The following is a 15,800-nucleotide window of genomic DNA, read 5'->3' as shown; positions in this document are numbered from 1 at the left end:
GAGTGGGCCACGGGCCCGTACATGCCCGTACGGAGCGGGGTCCGGCCCGCGGCCCGCGGGGGCCCGTCCTCAGCGGCCGGCGCCCGGCCGTCCGGGTGGCGGCGGCTCCGGTGGCGGCTCCGGTGGCGGCTCGTCCCGGTCCCGCCGCGGCCGGGGGCCCGGCCGGGCGGGGCGGGGGAGTGGTGTGCCGCTCACGGTGGGCGCCGAGGCGGTGTCGCTCCCGTGCGGCGGCGGCTTCCGGGGCGGCTCCCCAGGGGAAGGCTCCCCACGCGGCGGCAGCGTCCGCATGTACGGATTGGTGTCCGGGTTCGGCCGCCGGTACGGGACCGACGGCGTGTACGGCCCCGGGCGCCCCGAATCGTCCCCGTACCCCGGCCCGTATGCGGCCGGTCCGTGCACCGGTCCGTGCACCGGTCGCGGCGGGTCCGCCGCGCTCCGGCCCGCGAGCCCCGTCCCGACCGCCAGCAGCGCCCCCGCCAGCCCGGCCGCCGCGCCCCACAGCGCCCCCAGCAGCAGCCCCGCTCCGGGGCTCCCGCGCAGGTCGAGGCCCGTCCCGTGGACGCCGATCCCCATGACGGTCAGCCGGACGTCCGCCGTGACCTCCGTCAGCCACACCAGCAGCGGTACGGCCAGTGCGGTCAGCGCGCCCAGACGCAGCGCACAGCCGCCCGCGTACGCCAGGACGCCGGATCCCCCGCGCGCCGTACGGGCGGCCGTCAGGACCCCGGCCAGCAGCATCAGCACCGCCGCCACCAGCGCCGCGAGCCACACCCACCCGCTCTGCTCGGCCAGCCGCTGCAACGTGAGGGTCCGCGCACCCCCGGAGCCCGGCCCGCCCAGCAGCTCCCGCAGCGGCGCCGGGAGGACCGCCAGCAGGGCCCCGCTCGCCGAGCCGTGCCAGGGCACGAAAAGGCCCAGCGGCATCGCGAGCCACACCCCGTTGGGCGCGCCCAGCAGCGCGGCCCCCAGCGCCCGGCGCGGCTGGCCGCCGCTGGTCACCCCGTACACCCCGGCCGCCAGGCCCAGGAGTACCGCGAAGCCCAGCACCTGAGTGAGCGCGGAGGCGGCGGGGCGGACGGCGCGGCCCGCGCCGGCCAGCGCGCGGGGGAGCGGGGTGCGCCGGGAGGCCGCCAGCGCGATCAGCAGGACGGCCAGTACCCACACCGCGCCGGCCACCAGCGAGGGCCAGGCCGCCACCTCGAAGTCGACGCGGAGCCGGGCGTCCGCGAGCTCCGCGAGCCCGTCCGGCAGCCGCAGACCGGGCAGCTCCCGCCCCAGATCCGGTAAGTCACCGAGGCCGGGCAGATCCGGCAGCTCGCCGAGCCCCGGCAGGTCCGGCAGCCGGTCGAACGGCCCGCCGCCCCCGCCGCCCGGGCCGGGTATCAGCGCTCGCCCCGGGATCGTTACGGAGTCGTGTCCGGCCCAGGTGAGGCCGCCGACCAGCGCGGTGAACAGCGCGGCCACCGTCGCGGCGCGCGCCGCCAGCCCGCCCGGCGTGACCCCGCCCGGTACCGCGCGCACCGACCGTAAGAACACCGTCCCCAGCACCAGGGCACCGGTCAGTCCCACGCCCAACGGCACGATGTCAATGGCGGTTTCGGCCGTCACGCCGGACTCCCCGAAGGCCGAGACAGCACCCCGCGGGGTCACCGATCCCCCCACCGCCAGCACCATGACGGCAGCCGTCATCGGGCCCAGCGAACCGTACGCATCGGCGCCCAGCAGATGCAGTCCGAGCGCCGCGACGCCGGCCATCGCCAGGAACGCGCAGCAGACCGCGACGACGGCGGAGAGCAGCACAGCACCCGGCCCGGTGTGCGGAGTTGCGGTCGCGCTCATCGCGGCCCCCGATCGTGCCGCCGAGCGATGCTGAGTCATCCGTGTTGCCCGCATCGCGTGGCATCCGTACGGATCCGTGGGTTTCTCCCACTCTCCGGGGGCCTTTCGCCGACGTCAACGCTGTCTGCTTCGTGCTCTTGCCACGGCCCGGCTTTCGGTCGTGGCCCGCTGCCTGGAATAGTTCCTCACGATGTTCACCATCCCTAGACTTCCCGTGCAGGGGGTCACTCGGGGGACAACTAGTGGGGCATGGAGTGCCTGAACTCGTACTCGAAATCAACGGAATGACCTGGGCGCTCGATGCGTCCCGGGTGTACAGCCTGGGGCGCGATCCCCACGGTGATGTGGTGCTGGACGACGCGCGGGTGTCCTGGCGACATGCGACCGTCCGCTGGGGAGGGCGCAGTTGGGTCATCGAGGACCAGGGCAGTACCAACGGCACGTATGTGCAGGGGCAGCGGATCCACCAGATGGAGATCGGCCCCGGCTCGACCGTGCACCTCGGTAACGCCACCGACGGTCCCCGGCTGACTCTCAGCGGTACGGCGGCGGCCGCCGCGGCGGACGCGTACGCCGCCCCGGCACCCGCACAGCAGGGCGCCCCCGGCTGGGCCGGCGCGCAGCAGCAGCCGGCGCCGCAGCAGGGATGGCAGGACGCGCCGCAGCAGGGCGCACCGCAGCAGGGCCCGTCCTCGTACGGCGCCGGTATCCCGCCGCAGGGCGGGTCGCAGCAGCCCCCGGCACAGGGCGGCGCGGCCCCGCAGGCGGCGGGCGACCGCAGCCCGACCACCTTCCACCAGCTGGACCTCGGCCGTGTCATGCGCATCGGCCGTGCCCTGGAGAACGAGCTGGTCGTCTCCGACCTGCAGGTCTCCCGGCACCACGCGGAGTTCCGGGCCACGCCCGACGGCCGCTTCGAGATCCACGACCTGGGCAGCCACAACGGTACGTACGTCAACGGCCAGCCGGTCCCCAAGAGCGGCAGCGCCCTCATCGGGCCCAACGACACCGTCGGCGTCGGTCACTCCACGTTCCGGCTGGTCGGCGACCGGCTGGAAGAGTTCGTCGACACCGGTGAGGTCTCCTTCTCCGCGCGCCATCTGACCGTCACGGTCGAGGGCGGCAAGCAGATCCTGAAGGACGTCTCCTTCGGCGTGCCCGAGAAGTCGCTGGTCGCGGTCATCGGCCCGTCGGGCTCCGGCAAGTCCACGCTGCTCAAGGCGCTCACCGGTTACCGCCCCGCCAATCAGGGCGACGTCCTCTACGACAACCGGAACCTCTACAAGCAGTTCGCCGAGCTGCGGCAGCGCATCGGTCTGGTCCCGCAGGACGACATCCTGCACAAGGAGCTGACCGTCCAGAAGGCGCTGCGGTACGCGGCCAAGCTCCGCTTCCCCGGTGACACCGCGGAGGCCGAGCGCGAGGCCCGGATCGACGAGGTGCTGCGCGAGCTCAAGCTCGACGTGCACAAGGAGAAGAAGGTCACCTCGCTCTCCGGTGGCCAGCGCAAGCGCGTCTCGGTCGCCCTGGAGCTGCTGACCAAGCCGTCGCTGATCTTCCTGGACGAGCCGACCTCCGGCCTCGACCCGGGCATGGACCGCGACGTCATGAAGCTGCTGCGGGACCTCGCCGACGACGGCCGTACGGTCCTGGTGGTCACGCACTCCGTCGCCGAGCTCGCGCTCTGCGACAAGCTGCTGGTCATGGCGCCGGGCGGCGGCGTCGCCTACTTCGGCCCGCCCGAGGAGGCGCTGAACTTCTTCCAGTACGAGTCCTGGGCGGACGTCTTCTCGGCGTTCGAGAACTACCGGGACTACGACTGGATGGGCCGCTGGCGCGGCTCCCCGCACTACCAGATGTACGCGGCCGACATCGACGCCGTCGCGCCGCAGTCGGTGAGCGTCCAGGCGCCGCCGGCCCGTATGCAGAAGTCCCAGAGCTGGGGCTCCCAGCTGTGGACCCTGATGCGGCGGTACGTCTCCGTGATCGCCTCCGACCGCGGCTTCCTGGGCCTGATGCTGGTGCTGCCCGCCGTGCTCGGCGTGGTCTCCATGCTGATCCCCAGCGACTTCGGCCTCGGGTACGGGCCGCTGGAGAAGGCCCGGACCAACCGCGACGCCACGACGATCATGCTGATCCTCGTGGTCGGCATGTGCTTCTCGGGCGCGGCCAACTCCGTACGAGAACTGATCAAGGAACGCGTCATCTACGAGCGCGAACGGGCCACCGGCCTGTCCCGCTCGGCATACCTGATGTCGAAGGTGATCGTGCTCGGCCTGGTCACCGCCGTACAGGGCGTGATCATCGCGGTGATCGGCTTCTCGACCCGGAACATGCCCGCCGAGGGCCTGATCGTGGAGGACCTGCCGGCCATCGAGATGACCGTCGCGATCATCGCGCTCGGCTTCACCTCGATGATGTTCGGCCTGCTGATCTCCGCCCTGGTCAAGACCGCCGAGAAGACCATGCCGCTGCTGGTCATGTTCGCCATCGTGCAGGTCGTCTTCACCGGCGTGCTCTTCCAGCTGTACAACACCCCGGGCGTCGCGCAGATCTCCTGGCTGATGCCCTCGCGCTGGGCGGTCGCGGCGCTGGGCGCCACCGCCGACCTGAACACGCTCCTGCCGTGGGACAAGACCGACCCCGACCCGCTGTGGCAGCACCAGACCGGCGTCTATGTGATGGACATGGTCTTCATGCTGGCGCTCGGCGTGCTCCTCGCCTTCGCGGTGGCGCGGCTGCTGCGCCGCCACGAGCCCGAGGTCATGCGCAAGTAGCAATTACAGGCAGAGAGCCGCGAGGGGCGGCACCCGGAATTCGGGTGCCGCCCCTCGCGGTATTCATCGTCCGGCGCCGATGCTCCGGCGCGCCGCGGTGGTTCAGTACGCCGAGTCGACGTTGTCCATCGAGCCGTACTTGTCGGCCGCGTAGTTACAGGCGGCGACGATGTTGGCGACCGGGTCGTACTGGTCGTGCGCCGTGCCCTCGACGTGGTACTGGTCAAAGGTGGGCTTGATGACCTGCAGCAGACCCTTGGACGGGATACCCATCTGGGCATTCACGTCCCAGTTGTTGATCGCGCGCGGGTTACCGCCGGACTCACGGATGATGTTGCGCTTGATGCCCTCGTAGGAGCCGGGGATCCCGTGCTTCTTCATGATCGCGAGGGATTCGCGGATCCAGCCGTCGAGGTTGTTGGGGTAGGTGACCGGCTGGCGCTCGGCGGACCGGCTCGCGGCCTGGTTCTTGGCGGCCTCCTTGGCCCGGGCGGCCGCGTCGGCGGCAGCCTTGGCCTTGGCCTGAGCGGCGGCCTTGGCGTCACCCTCGGCCTGCTTCTTCGCCGCGAGGGCGGAGGCGCTGGCCTGCTCGGCGGCGCGGGTGCTGTTCTGCGTCAGCTCGGCGTGCTGCGCCTTGGCGGCCGCGTTGTCGACCAGGCTGTACGCGGAGGAGTCGTCGACCACGTGGTAGGCGACGGGCTTTACGTTCTGGGCGGCCTGGGTCGGCTCGGCGTTGGCCGAACCCGGGACGACGGTGAAGATCAGTGCGGCGGCACCGCCCGTGGCCACGGCAGCGGCGGAGAGCTTGTGATTCCGGTTCAGGCGGCTGTAGCCAGGAATGGCGTGCAGGGGCATGCGGAAAGAACCTCTTCCAATGGGGGACGTCGCGTGGGCCGGATTGGCGCAAGAACGCCGAGATCCTTTTCCACGGCGCCGGGCGACGTCAGCCATTGTTAGCGGCCGGAATTTGACCCCGCAATCATGTGACGTACGAAGCTGGATAGTGGAACCTCGGGCCACCGAATTGCGTCCGAAAGGCACTCAGTCCAAGGGGTGGCTCGGATCAACTCCTGCGGCTGCCCGCATTTACCCCCCACTAACTTCGGTCGTAAGTGATGTACGTCCTATGCCCGGGCTCACATGTTTAGGGGTGCCGCCTGCCGTTATGTCATTGACTCGGTACGGAAAGTAAGCGCCGGGATTGCCTGCGCGAGGGCGTGCCCCGCGGCCGGCCGGCCGCGAAAGGCGGCCTTTCCTCTCCCCTATATATAGGGGGCAGAAAGTCCTCGCTCCAAAGTGGCCGATGGTCCCGCGGGGCGGGAGCGGAAAGACCCGCACGGGGGCCGGGCATGCCAGGGCTGCGCCCGCCGCCCGGCCTTCCGCCCTAGGCCCGCGGACGTAGCCGGCGCCCCGCCGCAGGCGGATACGCGGGGTGCGGGCCGCCGGTACGGTAAGCGCATGACCAAGGGACCAGGGGCGGCGCGGGGGGCCGGGCTCTCCGCGGTGAGCGGCGCCATCCTCGCCATGAGCCGGCACCTGGAAGTGCGCGACGTGCTCAAGACGATCGTCGCGTCGGCCCGCGAGCTGCTGGACGCGGAGTACGCCGCGCTCGGCGTGCCGGACGACCACGGTGGCTTCGCGCAGTTCGTCGTGGACGGGGTGAGCGAGGAGCAGTGGAAGGCCATCGGCCCGCTGCCCCGCCAGCACGGCATCCTCGCCGCGATGCTCCAGGAGGCCACCCCGCAGCGCCTCGGTGACGTCCGCCAGGACCCCCGCTTCGAGGGCTGGCCCGGCGCCCACCCCGATATGTCCGACTTCCTGGGCATGCCGGTCGCCGACGGCGACGAGATCCTCGGCGCGCTCTTCCTCGCCAACAAGAGGTGCCCGAAGCCGGCCGGCGGCTGCGGCTTCACCGAGGAGGACGAGGCGCTGCTCGGCATGCTCGCCCAGCACGCCGCCATCGCCCTGACCAACGCCCGGCTGTACGAGCGCAGCCGCGAGCTGACCATCGCGGGGGAGCGCGCCCGGCTGGCGCACGAGCTGCACGACGCGGTCTCCCAGAAGCTCTTCTCGCTGCGGCTGACCGCGCAGGCCGCCACCGCCCTGGTCGACCGCGACCCGGCCCGCGCCAAGGGCGAGCTGCAGCAGGTCACCCGGCTCGCCGCGGAGGCCGCCGACGAGCTGCGCGCGGCCGTCGTGGAGCTCCGGCCCGCCGCCCTGGACGAGGACGGCCTGATCGCCACGCTGCGTACCCAGATCCAGGTGCTCGACCGCGCCCACAGCGCCAAGGTCACCTTCGCCGCCCACGGGCTGCGGGCGCTGCCCGCCGCGCAGGAGGAGGCGCTGCTGCGGGTGGCGCAGGAAGCCCTGCACAACGCGCTGCGCCACGCCGACGCGCAGCGTGTCGACGTCACTCTCGTACGTCACGGGCAGGGCGCGGTGCTGCGGGTCGCCGACGACGGCCGCGGCTTCGACCCCGGCACCGTCCGCCGGGCCGGACGCCACCTGGGCCTCGTGTCGATGCGGGACCGGGCGAGCGGCGTCGGCGGCACGCTCACGGTGGAGTCGGCGCCCGGCAAGGGCACCGCTGTCGAGATGGAGGTCCCCGGTGGCTGACGGAGGCAGGGGCTCGCTCGGCGGCCCCATCAAGGTGCTGCTGGTCGACGACCACCAGGTCGTACGGCGCGGGCTGCGCACGTTCCTGGAAGTGCAGGACGACATCGAGGTCGTCGGCGAGGCCGCCGACGGTGAGGAAGGCGTGGCCGCGGCGGAGCGGCTGCACCCCGACGTCGTCCTCATGGACATCAAGATGCCCGGCATGGACGGCGTCGAGGCGCTGCGGCTGCTGCGGGAGCAGCGCAGCCCCGCCCGGGTGCTGATCGTGACGAGCTTCACCGAGCAGCGGACCGTCATCCCCGCGCTGCGGGCGGGCGCCGCGGGCTACGTCTACAAGGACATCGACCCCGACGCGCTGGCCGGCGCCATCCGCTCCGTGCACGCCGGGCACGTCCTGCTCCAGCCCGAGGTCGCCGACGCGCTGCTCAGCCAGGAGGACACGGGCGGCGGCCAGGGCCGCGGCGGCTCCCTCACCGACCGGGAGCGCGAGGTGCTGGCCCTGATAGCGGACGGCCGCTCCAACCGCGAGATCGCCCGCGCCCTGGTCCTCTCCGAAAAAACGGTCAAGACCCACGTCTCCAACATCCTCATGAAACTGGACCTGTCAGACCGCACCCAGGCCGCCCTGTGGGCAGTCCGCCACGGAGTGAGCGCCCCGTAGGGGCGCGGGGAACTGCGCGAGCAACCACAACGGCGCCGCGCCCGCCAACGCACAGAACCCCTACGGCGCCCGCCTCTCCCGCTCCTCCACAGCCGCGTTGTACGCAGCCACCTGCGCCCGCCGAGCAGTCCGCTCAACCGGACGCAACGCGTCCCGACGCGCGGCCATCTGCGAGGCGCTGACCGCCGCCCCATGCTCCCGGCCATCCCCGCCGGGCCCCTCCGCAATGCGGATGAGCGCGCCGACCTTCTGCGCCAGCTCCAGCACCCGCACCGACCGCGGCGGATACCCCGGCGCCAGCAGCTGCCGCCCGGCCTCGGCCCGCGCGCGGTACGCCGCCAGCGCCGCGTCGGCGACCGGGCCCGATCCGGCCACATCCAGCTTCGCCAGCAGCTCCGTCGCCTCCCGCAGCGCCTGCGCCAGCTCCCGCTCCGCCTCGCCGAGCGAGGGCACGTCCGCCGGCGGCGCGTCCCGTACCGCCATGCAGTGCCATACGACCTCGACGTGCACATCGCCCTCGGGCCCCGCCTCGTGCACCTCCGGCACCAGGCCCAGCGCCACCCCGCAGACGGTGACCGCTTCCTCGGCCTCTATCGCCCGCGCGTTGAACTCCGGCGGCCCGCTCAGCCCCAGCGGGTGCCCCGGCACCGGCAGCGCCACCCGCAGTCCGGTCGCGCCCAGTGCCCGCAGCCGGCCCAGCGCGAGCGTCAGCCCCACAGGGCCCGGCTCGCCGGGCAGCCCGGTGACACGGTGCACCGCGTCACCCTCCGCGATCCGCTCCGCTGCGTCATCAGGTGGGACAAGCCCGGCCAACAGGGCATTTCCCCACGCGGCCAGCCGTCCTGATCGAGGTTCATCGAGCATGGACCCAGCCTAAGGACAGGCACTGACAATGGGTGGCGTAGGTTTGCAGAGGGCTGCGCCCACAGGCGCACCGACGACCGAGATGCAATGGGAGACAACGCGCTCATGAGCGATGTTCTGGAGCTGGTGGACGTATCCGTGGTCCGCGAGGGCCGGGCTCTGGTGGACCAGGTCTCCTGGTCGGTGAAGGAGGGAGAGCGCTGGGTGATCCTGGGCCCGAACGGCGCCGGCAAGACCACCCTCCTCAATGTCGCCTCCAGCTATGTCTTCCCGACCACGGGCACCAGCACGATCCTCGGCGAGACGCTCGGCAAGGTCGACGTCTTCGACCTCCGCCCGCGCATCGGCATGGCCGGCATCGCGCTCGCGGACAAGCTGCCGCGCCGCCAGACCGTGCTGCAGACCGTGCTCACCGCCGCGTACGGCATGACCGCCACCTGGCAGGAGCACTACGACCCGGTCGACGAGCAGCGCGCCCGCGCCTTCCTCGACCGGCTGGGCATGAGCAAGTACCTCGACCGGAAGTTCGGCACGCTCTCCGAGGGCGAGCGCAAGCGCACCCTCATCGCCCGCGCGATGATGACCGACCCGGAGCTGCTCCTGCTGGACGAGCCGGCCGCGGGCCTGGACCTCGGCGGCCGCGAGGACCTCGTACGCCGCCTCGGCAGACTCGCCCGCGACCCGTTCGCACCGTCGATGATCATGGTCACCCACCATGTCGAGGAGATCGCGCCCGGCTTCACCCACGTCCTGATGATCCGTCAGGGCAAGGTGCTCGCGGCCGGCCCCATCGACCTGGAGCTGACCTCCAGCAACCTCTCCCGCTGCTTCGGCCTGCCGCTCATCGTCGAGCGCAACGGCAGTGATCGCTGGACCGCCCAAGGCCTGCCGCTCACCTGACAGTTGGCGCGGAACGATCGCTGACCGGGGCCGGGGCCGAAAAGCCCCGGCCCTATCCGGCCGCGATCGATCGCACCCTGTCCGCGACGCCGCTCGCCGATCTACCATGAGCCCGTGGATGCATGGGTGTGGTGGCTCATCGCTGCCGTAGGACTGGGAATTCCTCTCGTCGTCACCGCGATGCCCGAGTTCGGGATGTTCGCGGTCGGCGCTGTCGCCGGTGCCGTGGTGGCCGCGCTGGGCGGTGGCATCGTCACGCAGGTCATCGTCTTCGCCGCCGTCTCGGTCGCGCTCGTCGCCGTCGTGCGCCCGATCGCCAAGCGCGCCCGCTCCCGAAGGCCCGGCATGGCCTCCGGAGTTGACGCCCTGAAGGGCAGGCAGGCAACGGTCATCGAGCGGGTCGACGACTCCGGCGGCGGCCGCATCAAGCTCAACGGCGAGGTGTGGTCCGCACGCGCGCTGGACGAGGGTCAGGTGTACGAGCCAGGCCAGAAAGTGGACGTCGTGGACATCGAGGGAGCAACCGCCGTCGTCATGTGACGACTTGCATGACGGCTTGATCAACTGGCCCTCGCAGGACCGGAGAACGGCCTGCACAAGAGGGCGAGTCTCTGAAAGACTCGATCACCTACTCGCCGGGCGGGACCGGCCGACAGCTATGGAAGGACACGAGGAGCCACTGTGGAACCGATCATCATCGTCCTGATCATCCTGGTGGTGCTGGTGTTCATCGCACTCATCAAGACGATCCAGGTCATTCCGCAGGCCAGCGCCGCCATCGTCGAGCGCTTCGGCCGCTACACCCGCACGCTGAACGCGGGCCTGAACATCGTCGTGCCGTTCATCGACTCCATCCGCAACCGCATCGACCTGCGCGAACAGGTCGTGCCCTTCCCGCCCCAGCCGGTCATCACGCAGGACAACCTCGTCGTCAACATCGACACCGTCATCTATTACCAGGTGACGGACGCCCGCGCCGCGACGTACGAGGTCGCCAGCTACATCCAGGCGATCGAGCAGCTCACGGTCACCACCCTCCGGAACATCATCGGCGGCATGGACCTGGAGCGCACCCTCACCTCCCGCGAGGAGATCAACGCCGCGCTGCGCGGCGTCCTGGACGAGGCCACGGGCAAGTGGGGCATCCGCGTCAACCGCGTCGAGCTCAAGGCCATCGAGCCGCCGACCTCCATCCAGGACTCGATGGAGAAGCAGATGCGCGCCGACCGTGACAAGCGCGCCGCGATCCTCCAGGCCGAGGGTGTCCGGCAGTCCGAGATCCTGCGCGCCGAGGGCGAGAAGCAGTCCGCGATCCTCCGCGCCGAAGGTGAGGCCAAGGCCGCGGCGCTGCGCGCCGAGGGCGAGGCCCAGGCGATCCGTACGGTCTTCGAGTCCATCCACGCCGGCGACCCGGACCAGAAGCTGCTCTCGTACCAGTACCTCCAGATGCTCCCGAAGATCGCCGAGGGCGACGCCAACAAGCTCTGGATCGTGCCCAGCGAGATCGGCGACGCGCTCAAGGGCCTCGGCGGCGCCCTCGGGAACTTCACGCCCGGCGGCGGCACCCCGTCCGCGCCCACCACCACCCACCTCGAGAAGCCGTCCATCGACTGACCGACAGGCCGTCTCGATCCATGGCCTCCTGAGTCGTCCCGCCGCACCCCTGGTGCATGATCGGTTCGTACTGCACCGATCACGCACCGGGGGTTCGGCATGTCCGTCTGGGAAGCGCTCGCGGTCTTCGCCGCGGGCATCGGCGCCGGCACCATCAACACCGTCGTCGGGTCCGGCACGCTCATCACCTTCCCCGTACTCCTGGGGATCGGCCTCCCGCCCGTCACCGCGAACGTCTCCAACACCCTCGGCCTCGTACCGGGCTCCATCAGCGGCGCCATCGGCTACCGCCGCGAACTGCGCGGCCAGCGCCCCCGCATGCTCCGCTTCGGAGCCGCCGCGGCCCTCGGCGGCCTCATCGGCGCCGTCCTGCTGCTGGCCCTGCCCTCCGGCGCCTTCGACGCGATCGTCCCCGCCTTGATCGCCGTCGCCCTGGTCCTGGTCGTCCTGCAGCCCCGGCTGTCCGCCGCCGTCAAGGCCCGCCGCGCCCGCAACGGCACCGTGCCGCACCGCGACGGCGGCCTCGCGCTCCTGACCGGACTGCTGTGCGCCAGCATGTACGGCGGCTACTTCGGCGCCGCCCAGGGCATCATCTACGTCGCCCTGATGGGCCTGCTGCTCGACGAGACCCTGCAGCGCAACAACGCGCTCAAGAACATCCTCGTCCTCATCGTCAACGCCGTCGCCACCGTCTTCTTCCTCTTCGTCGCCGACTTCGACTGGACCGCCGTCCTCCTGATCGCCGTCGGCTCCGCGCTCGGCGGCCAGCTCGGCGCGAAGATCGGCCGCCGGCTGCCGCCTCCTGTCCTGCGCGGTGTCATCGTCGCGGTCGGCATCGTCGCCATCGTGCAGCTGCTGCTGCGCTGACAGGATCACGTACGAAGAAGGGGCGCGGGTCTCTCCCCGCGCCCCTTCACGCACACTCGTGCGCCGGCCCTACGCCGACTGCACCAGCCAGTCCGGCAGCTCCTCCCGTACGGACACCCCCAGCGCCGCCAGCATCGTGTCGGCGGGCGTCGGCACGAACGGCCGCCGCAGCAGCTCCATCCCCGCCTGCTCCGGCGTCCGGTCCGCCTTGCGGTGATTGTCCTCGGCACAGGAGGCGACAGTATTCAGCCAAGTGTCACCGCCCCCGTGCGCCCGCGGCACCACATGGTCCACGGTCGTCGCCCGCCGCCCGCAGTACGCGCACCGATGCTGGTCCCGCACCAGTACACCCCGCCGCGACCACGGCGCCTGTCTTCGGAACGGCACCCGTACGTACCTGCTCAGCCTGATCACCAGCGGTACCGGGAGATCCACCGCGGCGCCCCGGATGCGCAGCCCGGGGTGCGCCTGCTCGACCACGGCCTTGTCCTGCATGACCAGCACGACCGCCCGCCGCAGCGACACCGTCGACAGCGGCTCGAAGCTCGCGTTGAGGACCAGCGTCTCGCGCATCCCGACCACCTCCCGCATCCCGTCCGCCGCTCGGCGAAGTGGCTCCACTGTGCAGTTCCAGTGATCCCCCGGACAACGCAATTTCCGTATGCCGCAAGGGAGATGACAGGTGAGCAACGGGCGAACGAATGGCGAACCGGCAAGGGGGAGAGGCGGGGGAACGCTCCGGGCCCCGTCCCCCGTGACAAGGGACCCGGAGCGTCACGGCAGCCGGCGCGGACGTCCGACACGAAGCGGACTCCGGCAGACGACAGGGGACACACCTGCGCCCCGCCGCCCCCGCCACTGCGGTGCCGACTGCCCGACGGCCATGCGGCAACCGTCGGCCAAACACCACTGTGCGATCCGGGGCGCCGGGGCGCAACGGAATTACGGGCGAGCCCGCGTCACCCCTCGGCGGGGATCTCGTACTCGCCGATCAGCTGGGCCCGGCCCAGCGTGTGGAACCGCAGGTTGAAGCCCACCACGGCAGGCGAAGCGTCCGCGTCCGGGCCGAGCTTCTCCTGGTCCACCGCGTACACGGTGAAGACGTACCGGTGCGGGCCGTCCCCGGGGGGCGGCGCCGCGCCACCGAAGTCACGCGTCCCGTAGTCGTTCCGTACGTGCACCGCGCCCTCGGGCAGGCCCTTCATGTCACCGGAACCCGCACCGGCCGGCAGCTCCGTCACCGACGCCGGAATGTCGAACACCGACCAGTGCCAGAAACCGCTGCCGGTCGGCGCGTCCGGGTCGTAGCAGCTGACGGCGTAGCTGCGGGTCCCCTCCGGGGCGCCCTCCCACCGCAGATGCGGCGAGGTGTTCCCCGCGCTGAACACCTGGGCGTCCGCCAGCGTCCCGCCCTCCTGCAGATCGTCGCTCACCACCGTGAACGAGGGCACCTGCGGATGAAAATCGTGCGGGAGCGGCCGGCGCTTCTGCTCGGACACTTCGACACCTCCTGATCGCATTCGGAGACCGTCCGGCCAGGTTAGAACCTGCTCGTGGCAGAACCGGTGCCCGGCCCGGCCGGAACTCATGTCACCGCGCGTCAGAAGGTGCCGCGCCCGGGGCTCAGAACCAGTTGCGCTTGCTGCCGACCTCGGCCAGCCAGTGGTTCAGGTACGCCACCCAGTCCGTGCCCTGGAAGTCGTGCAGACCCACCTGGAACGAGCGGAACGTGTCGCTGCCCTCCGTGAACAGACCGGGCTTCTTGTCCATCTCCAGCACGACGTCCATCGCGTTGCTGTCCGCCACGAACGAGACCTCGACCTGGTTCAGACCGCGGTACTGCTGCGGCGCGTACAGCTCGATCTCCTGGTAGAAGGGCAGCGACTGGCGCGTGCCCCGGATGTGCCCGCGCTCCAGGTCCGCGTTCTTGAAGCGGAAACCCAGGTGCCCGAACGCGTCCAGGATCGCCTGCTGCGCCGGCAGGGGGTGCACGTTCACCGGATCGAGGTCACCGGAGTCCACCGCGCGGGCGATCGCCAGCTCGGTCGTCACACCGACCTGCATGCCCTTCAGGCGCGTGTTCAGGAAGTACGTGATGGGGGTCTCCCACGGGACCTCCAGGCCGAACGGCACGGTGTGCGCCGCGCCGGCCTGCAGCGCGAACTCCCCGCCCAGCTTCTGCTTGGCGAACTCGATGTTCTGCTTGTGCTCCCCGTCGCTGGTCTCGACCTCCACGACGGCCTGCAGCCCGACCGACAGCCCCTGTATCTCCTGATCCACGGAACCGCCCTGGATCCGCACCTCACCGTGCACGACGCCGCCGGGAACGACGTTCTCCTCGAAGAGCACCGTCTCCACCGCCGCGCCTCCGGCACCCAGACTCGCCAGCAGCTTCTTGAACCCCATTGATCGTCCTCTCCAGGCACGCGCCTGTACTTCGGTGATGTCCGGCCGCGGCACGCCTGCCCGCTCCGGGTCCGATCCCTACGAACGCGAAACGGCGTACGGCGGTTCCCCCGGCGGCCGGCCGCCGCACGCCCACAGCCTGCCAAGACGGGGTACTCCCAGGCCACTCCGCGGCCCCGAAGAGAACAGCCGAGGTCCACTACCCTGGGAACGCATGATCTCCGAACCCACCCGTATGCCGCTCCCGCGGACATTCTTCGACCGCCCCGTCCTCGAAGTCGCCCCCGACCTGCTCGGCCGCACCCTCGTGCGCAGCACCCCGGAGGGCACCATCGAACTGCGCCTTACGGAGGTCGAGGCGTACGACGGTGAGAACGACCCCGGCTCGCACGCCTACCGGGGCCGCACGGAGCGGAACGCCTCGATGTTCGGCCCGCCCGGACACGCGTACGTCTATTTCATCTACGGCATGTGGTTCAGCCTCAACCTCGTCTGCGGCCCCAACGGCTACGCCAGCGGTGTCCTGCTGCGTGCCGGCGAGGTGCTCAGCGGTACGGAGCAGGTGGCCGCGCGCCGCCCGAAGTCCCGCCGCCCGAGTGAACTCGCCCAGGGCCCGGCCCGGCTGGCCACCGGCCTCGCCATCGACCGGCAGCTGAACGGCACCGACGTGTGCGCGGGTCCCGATGCGCCGCTCTCCGTCCTCGAGGGCACGCCGGCCGCCCCTGACCTGGTACGCAGCGGGCCGCGCACCGGAGTTGGCGGCGACGGTGCGACCCACCCGTGGCGCTTCTGGATCGACGGCGACCCGACGGTCAGTCCGTACCGGGCACACGTCCCCCGAAAGCGCCGGACCAGGGCTGCTTGACTCTGCCCGGGCAGAGTCGTAACGTAGCCCGAGCCGCTTGAGACGGGCAGCGCTATGTGCGCACGCCGCAGGCGGCACCACCATCACTTTCGAACGACTCCCTCAATCGGGTCTCCTTCGGCGCTGCCGAAAATAGGCCCGGGCGACTCGATTATGAGTGCCCAAGGGAATCCGCTAAAGTAGTGGACACGCCGAAAGGCAAAGGCCAATCCAAAGGCCACCGGAAACAAATTCGGACCGGAAACGGAACGAACGAGGATCTGGTAAAGTCGGAACCGCGAAGAAGCCGAAAGGCGGAAACGCACCGGCGAAAATCGGAGCCGCAAGGATCTGATAGAGTCGGAAACGCAAGACCGAAGGGAAGCGCCCGGAGGAAAGCCCGCGAGGGTGA

14 protein-coding genes are annotated in these 15,800 nt (G+C 71.0%); 8 read left to right on the top strand and 6 right to left on the bottom strand.

Annotated features, from left to right (window positions below; genetic code table 11):
* Window positions 1-69 precede the first annotated feature (69 nt).
* Entirely contained in the window at window positions 70-1,839 is a 1,770-nt protein-coding gene (locus tag AB0I82_RS07080; protein ID WP_363256120.1) for a streptophobe family protein, read from the bottom strand.
* Window positions 1,840-2,123: 284 nt separating this feature from the next.
* Between AB0I82_RS07080 and AB0I82_RS07075 the strand changes: the two genes are divergently transcribed.
* Window positions 2,124-4,616: an FHA domain-containing protein gene (locus tag AB0I82_RS07075; protein ID WP_363256885.1), complete on the top strand. Its 2,493-nt coding sequence runs from the start codon at window positions 2,124-2,126 to the stop codon at window positions 4,614-4,616.
* 102 nt (window positions 4,617-4,718) lie between these two features.
* On the opposite strand, the gene AB0I82_RS07070 is transcribed toward AB0I82_RS07075, so the two are convergent.
* The gene (locus AB0I82_RS07070) at window positions 4,719-5,471 is read right to left on the bottom strand and encodes a transglycosylase SLT domain-containing protein (RefSeq protein ID WP_363256119.1); all 753 of its coding nucleotides are present in this window, start codon (window positions 5,469-5,471) and stop codon (window positions 4,719-4,721) included.
* Between the two features lie 603 nt (window positions 5,472-6,074).
* Between AB0I82_RS07070 and AB0I82_RS07065 the strand changes: the two genes are divergently transcribed.
* Both AB0I82_RS07065 and AB0I82_RS07060 read left to right on the top strand, forming a co-directional pair.
* Complete coding sequence (locus AB0I82_RS07065; RefSeq protein ID WP_363256118.1) at window positions 6,075-7,232, top strand: GAF domain-containing sensor histidine kinase; 1,158 nt, start codon at window positions 6,075-6,077, stop codon at window positions 7,230-7,232.
* Complete coding sequence (locus AB0I82_RS07060) at window positions 7,225-7,893, top strand: response regulator transcription factor (protein ID WP_363256117.1); 669 nt, start codon at window positions 7,225-7,227, stop codon at window positions 7,891-7,893. The genes AB0I82_RS07065 and AB0I82_RS07060 overlap by 8 nt, the downstream gene beginning before the upstream one ends.
* 60 nt (window positions 7,894-7,953) lie before the next feature.
* Here the strand turns inward: AB0I82_RS07060 and AB0I82_RS07055 are convergent, their stop codons facing one another.
* Window positions 7,954-8,757 carry a hypothetical protein gene (locus AB0I82_RS07055; RefSeq protein ID WP_363256116.1) on the bottom strand — a complete coding sequence of 268 codons (804 nt, stop codon included), beginning with the start codon at window positions 8,755-8,757 and terminating at the stop codon, window positions 7,954-7,956.
* Window positions 8,758-8,844: 87 nt separating this feature from the next.
* Between AB0I82_RS07055 and AB0I82_RS07050 the strand changes: the two genes are divergently transcribed.
* From AB0I82_RS07050 to AB0I82_RS07035, 4 genes are all read left to right on the top strand, one after another.
* Window positions 8,845-9,657 (top strand): ABC transporter ATP-binding protein, encoded by an 813-nt coding sequence (locus AB0I82_RS07050; RefSeq protein ID WP_363256115.1) that lies wholly within the window; start codon window positions 8,845-8,847, stop codon window positions 9,655-9,657.
* A 126-nt stretch (window positions 9,658-9,783) separates the two neighbouring features.
* The gene (locus AB0I82_RS07045) at window positions 9,784-10,197 is read left to right on the top strand and encodes an NfeD family protein (protein ID WP_363256884.1); all 414 of its coding nucleotides are present in this window, start codon (window positions 9,784-9,786) and stop codon (window positions 10,195-10,197) included.
* Window positions 10,198-10,338: 141 nt separating this feature from the next.
* The gene (locus AB0I82_RS07040; protein ID WP_363256114.1) at window positions 10,339-11,271 is read left to right on the top strand and encodes an SPFH domain-containing protein; all 933 of its coding nucleotides are present in this window, start codon (window positions 10,339-10,341) and stop codon (window positions 11,269-11,271) included.
* A 99-nt stretch (window positions 11,272-11,370) separates the two neighbouring features.
* Window positions 11,371-12,138: a sulfite exporter TauE/SafE family protein gene (locus AB0I82_RS07035; protein WP_363256112.1), complete on the top strand. Its 768-nt coding sequence runs from the start codon at window positions 11,371-11,373 to the stop codon at window positions 12,136-12,138.
* A 69-nt stretch (window positions 12,139-12,207) separates the two neighbouring features.
* Here AB0I82_RS07035 and AB0I82_RS07030 read toward each other — a convergent pair whose 3' ends face one another.
* From AB0I82_RS07030 to AB0I82_RS07020, 3 genes are all read right to left on the bottom strand, one after another.
* Window positions 12,208-12,711, bottom strand: coding sequence for an HNH endonuclease (locus AB0I82_RS07030; RefSeq protein ID WP_030264786.1), 504 nt, complete (start codon window positions 12,709-12,711; stop codon window positions 12,208-12,210).
* 386 nt (window positions 12,712-13,097) lie between these two features.
* The gene (locus AB0I82_RS07025; RefSeq protein ID WP_030264789.1) at window positions 13,098-13,637 is read right to left on the bottom strand and encodes a YbhB/YbcL family Raf kinase inhibitor-like protein; all 540 of its coding nucleotides are present in this window, start codon (window positions 13,635-13,637) and stop codon (window positions 13,098-13,100) included.
* 124 nt (window positions 13,638-13,761) lie between these two features.
* Window positions 13,762-14,544 carry a sporulation protein gene (locus AB0I82_RS07020; protein ID WP_363256111.1) on the bottom strand — a complete coding sequence of 261 codons (783 nt, stop codon included), beginning with the start codon at window positions 14,542-14,544 and terminating at the stop codon, window positions 13,762-13,764.
* A 214-nt stretch (window positions 14,545-14,758) separates the two neighbouring features.
* Here AB0I82_RS07020 and AB0I82_RS07015 point away from each other — a divergent pair, with 214 nt between their 5' ends.
* Window positions 14,759-15,409 carry a DNA-3-methyladenine glycosylase gene (locus AB0I82_RS07015; RefSeq protein WP_363256110.1) on the top strand — a complete coding sequence of 217 codons (651 nt, stop codon included), beginning with the start codon at window positions 14,759-14,761 and terminating at the stop codon, window positions 15,407-15,409.
* The last annotated feature ends 391 nt before the right edge of the window (window positions 15,410-15,800 follow it).

This window comes from Streptomyces sp. NPDC050315 (assembly GCF_040655775.1).
Classification (GTDB): Bacteria; Actinomycetota; Actinomycetes; order Streptomycetales; family Streptomycetaceae; genus Streptomyces.
This window is presented reverse-complemented; position numbering and strand designations above follow the sequence as displayed.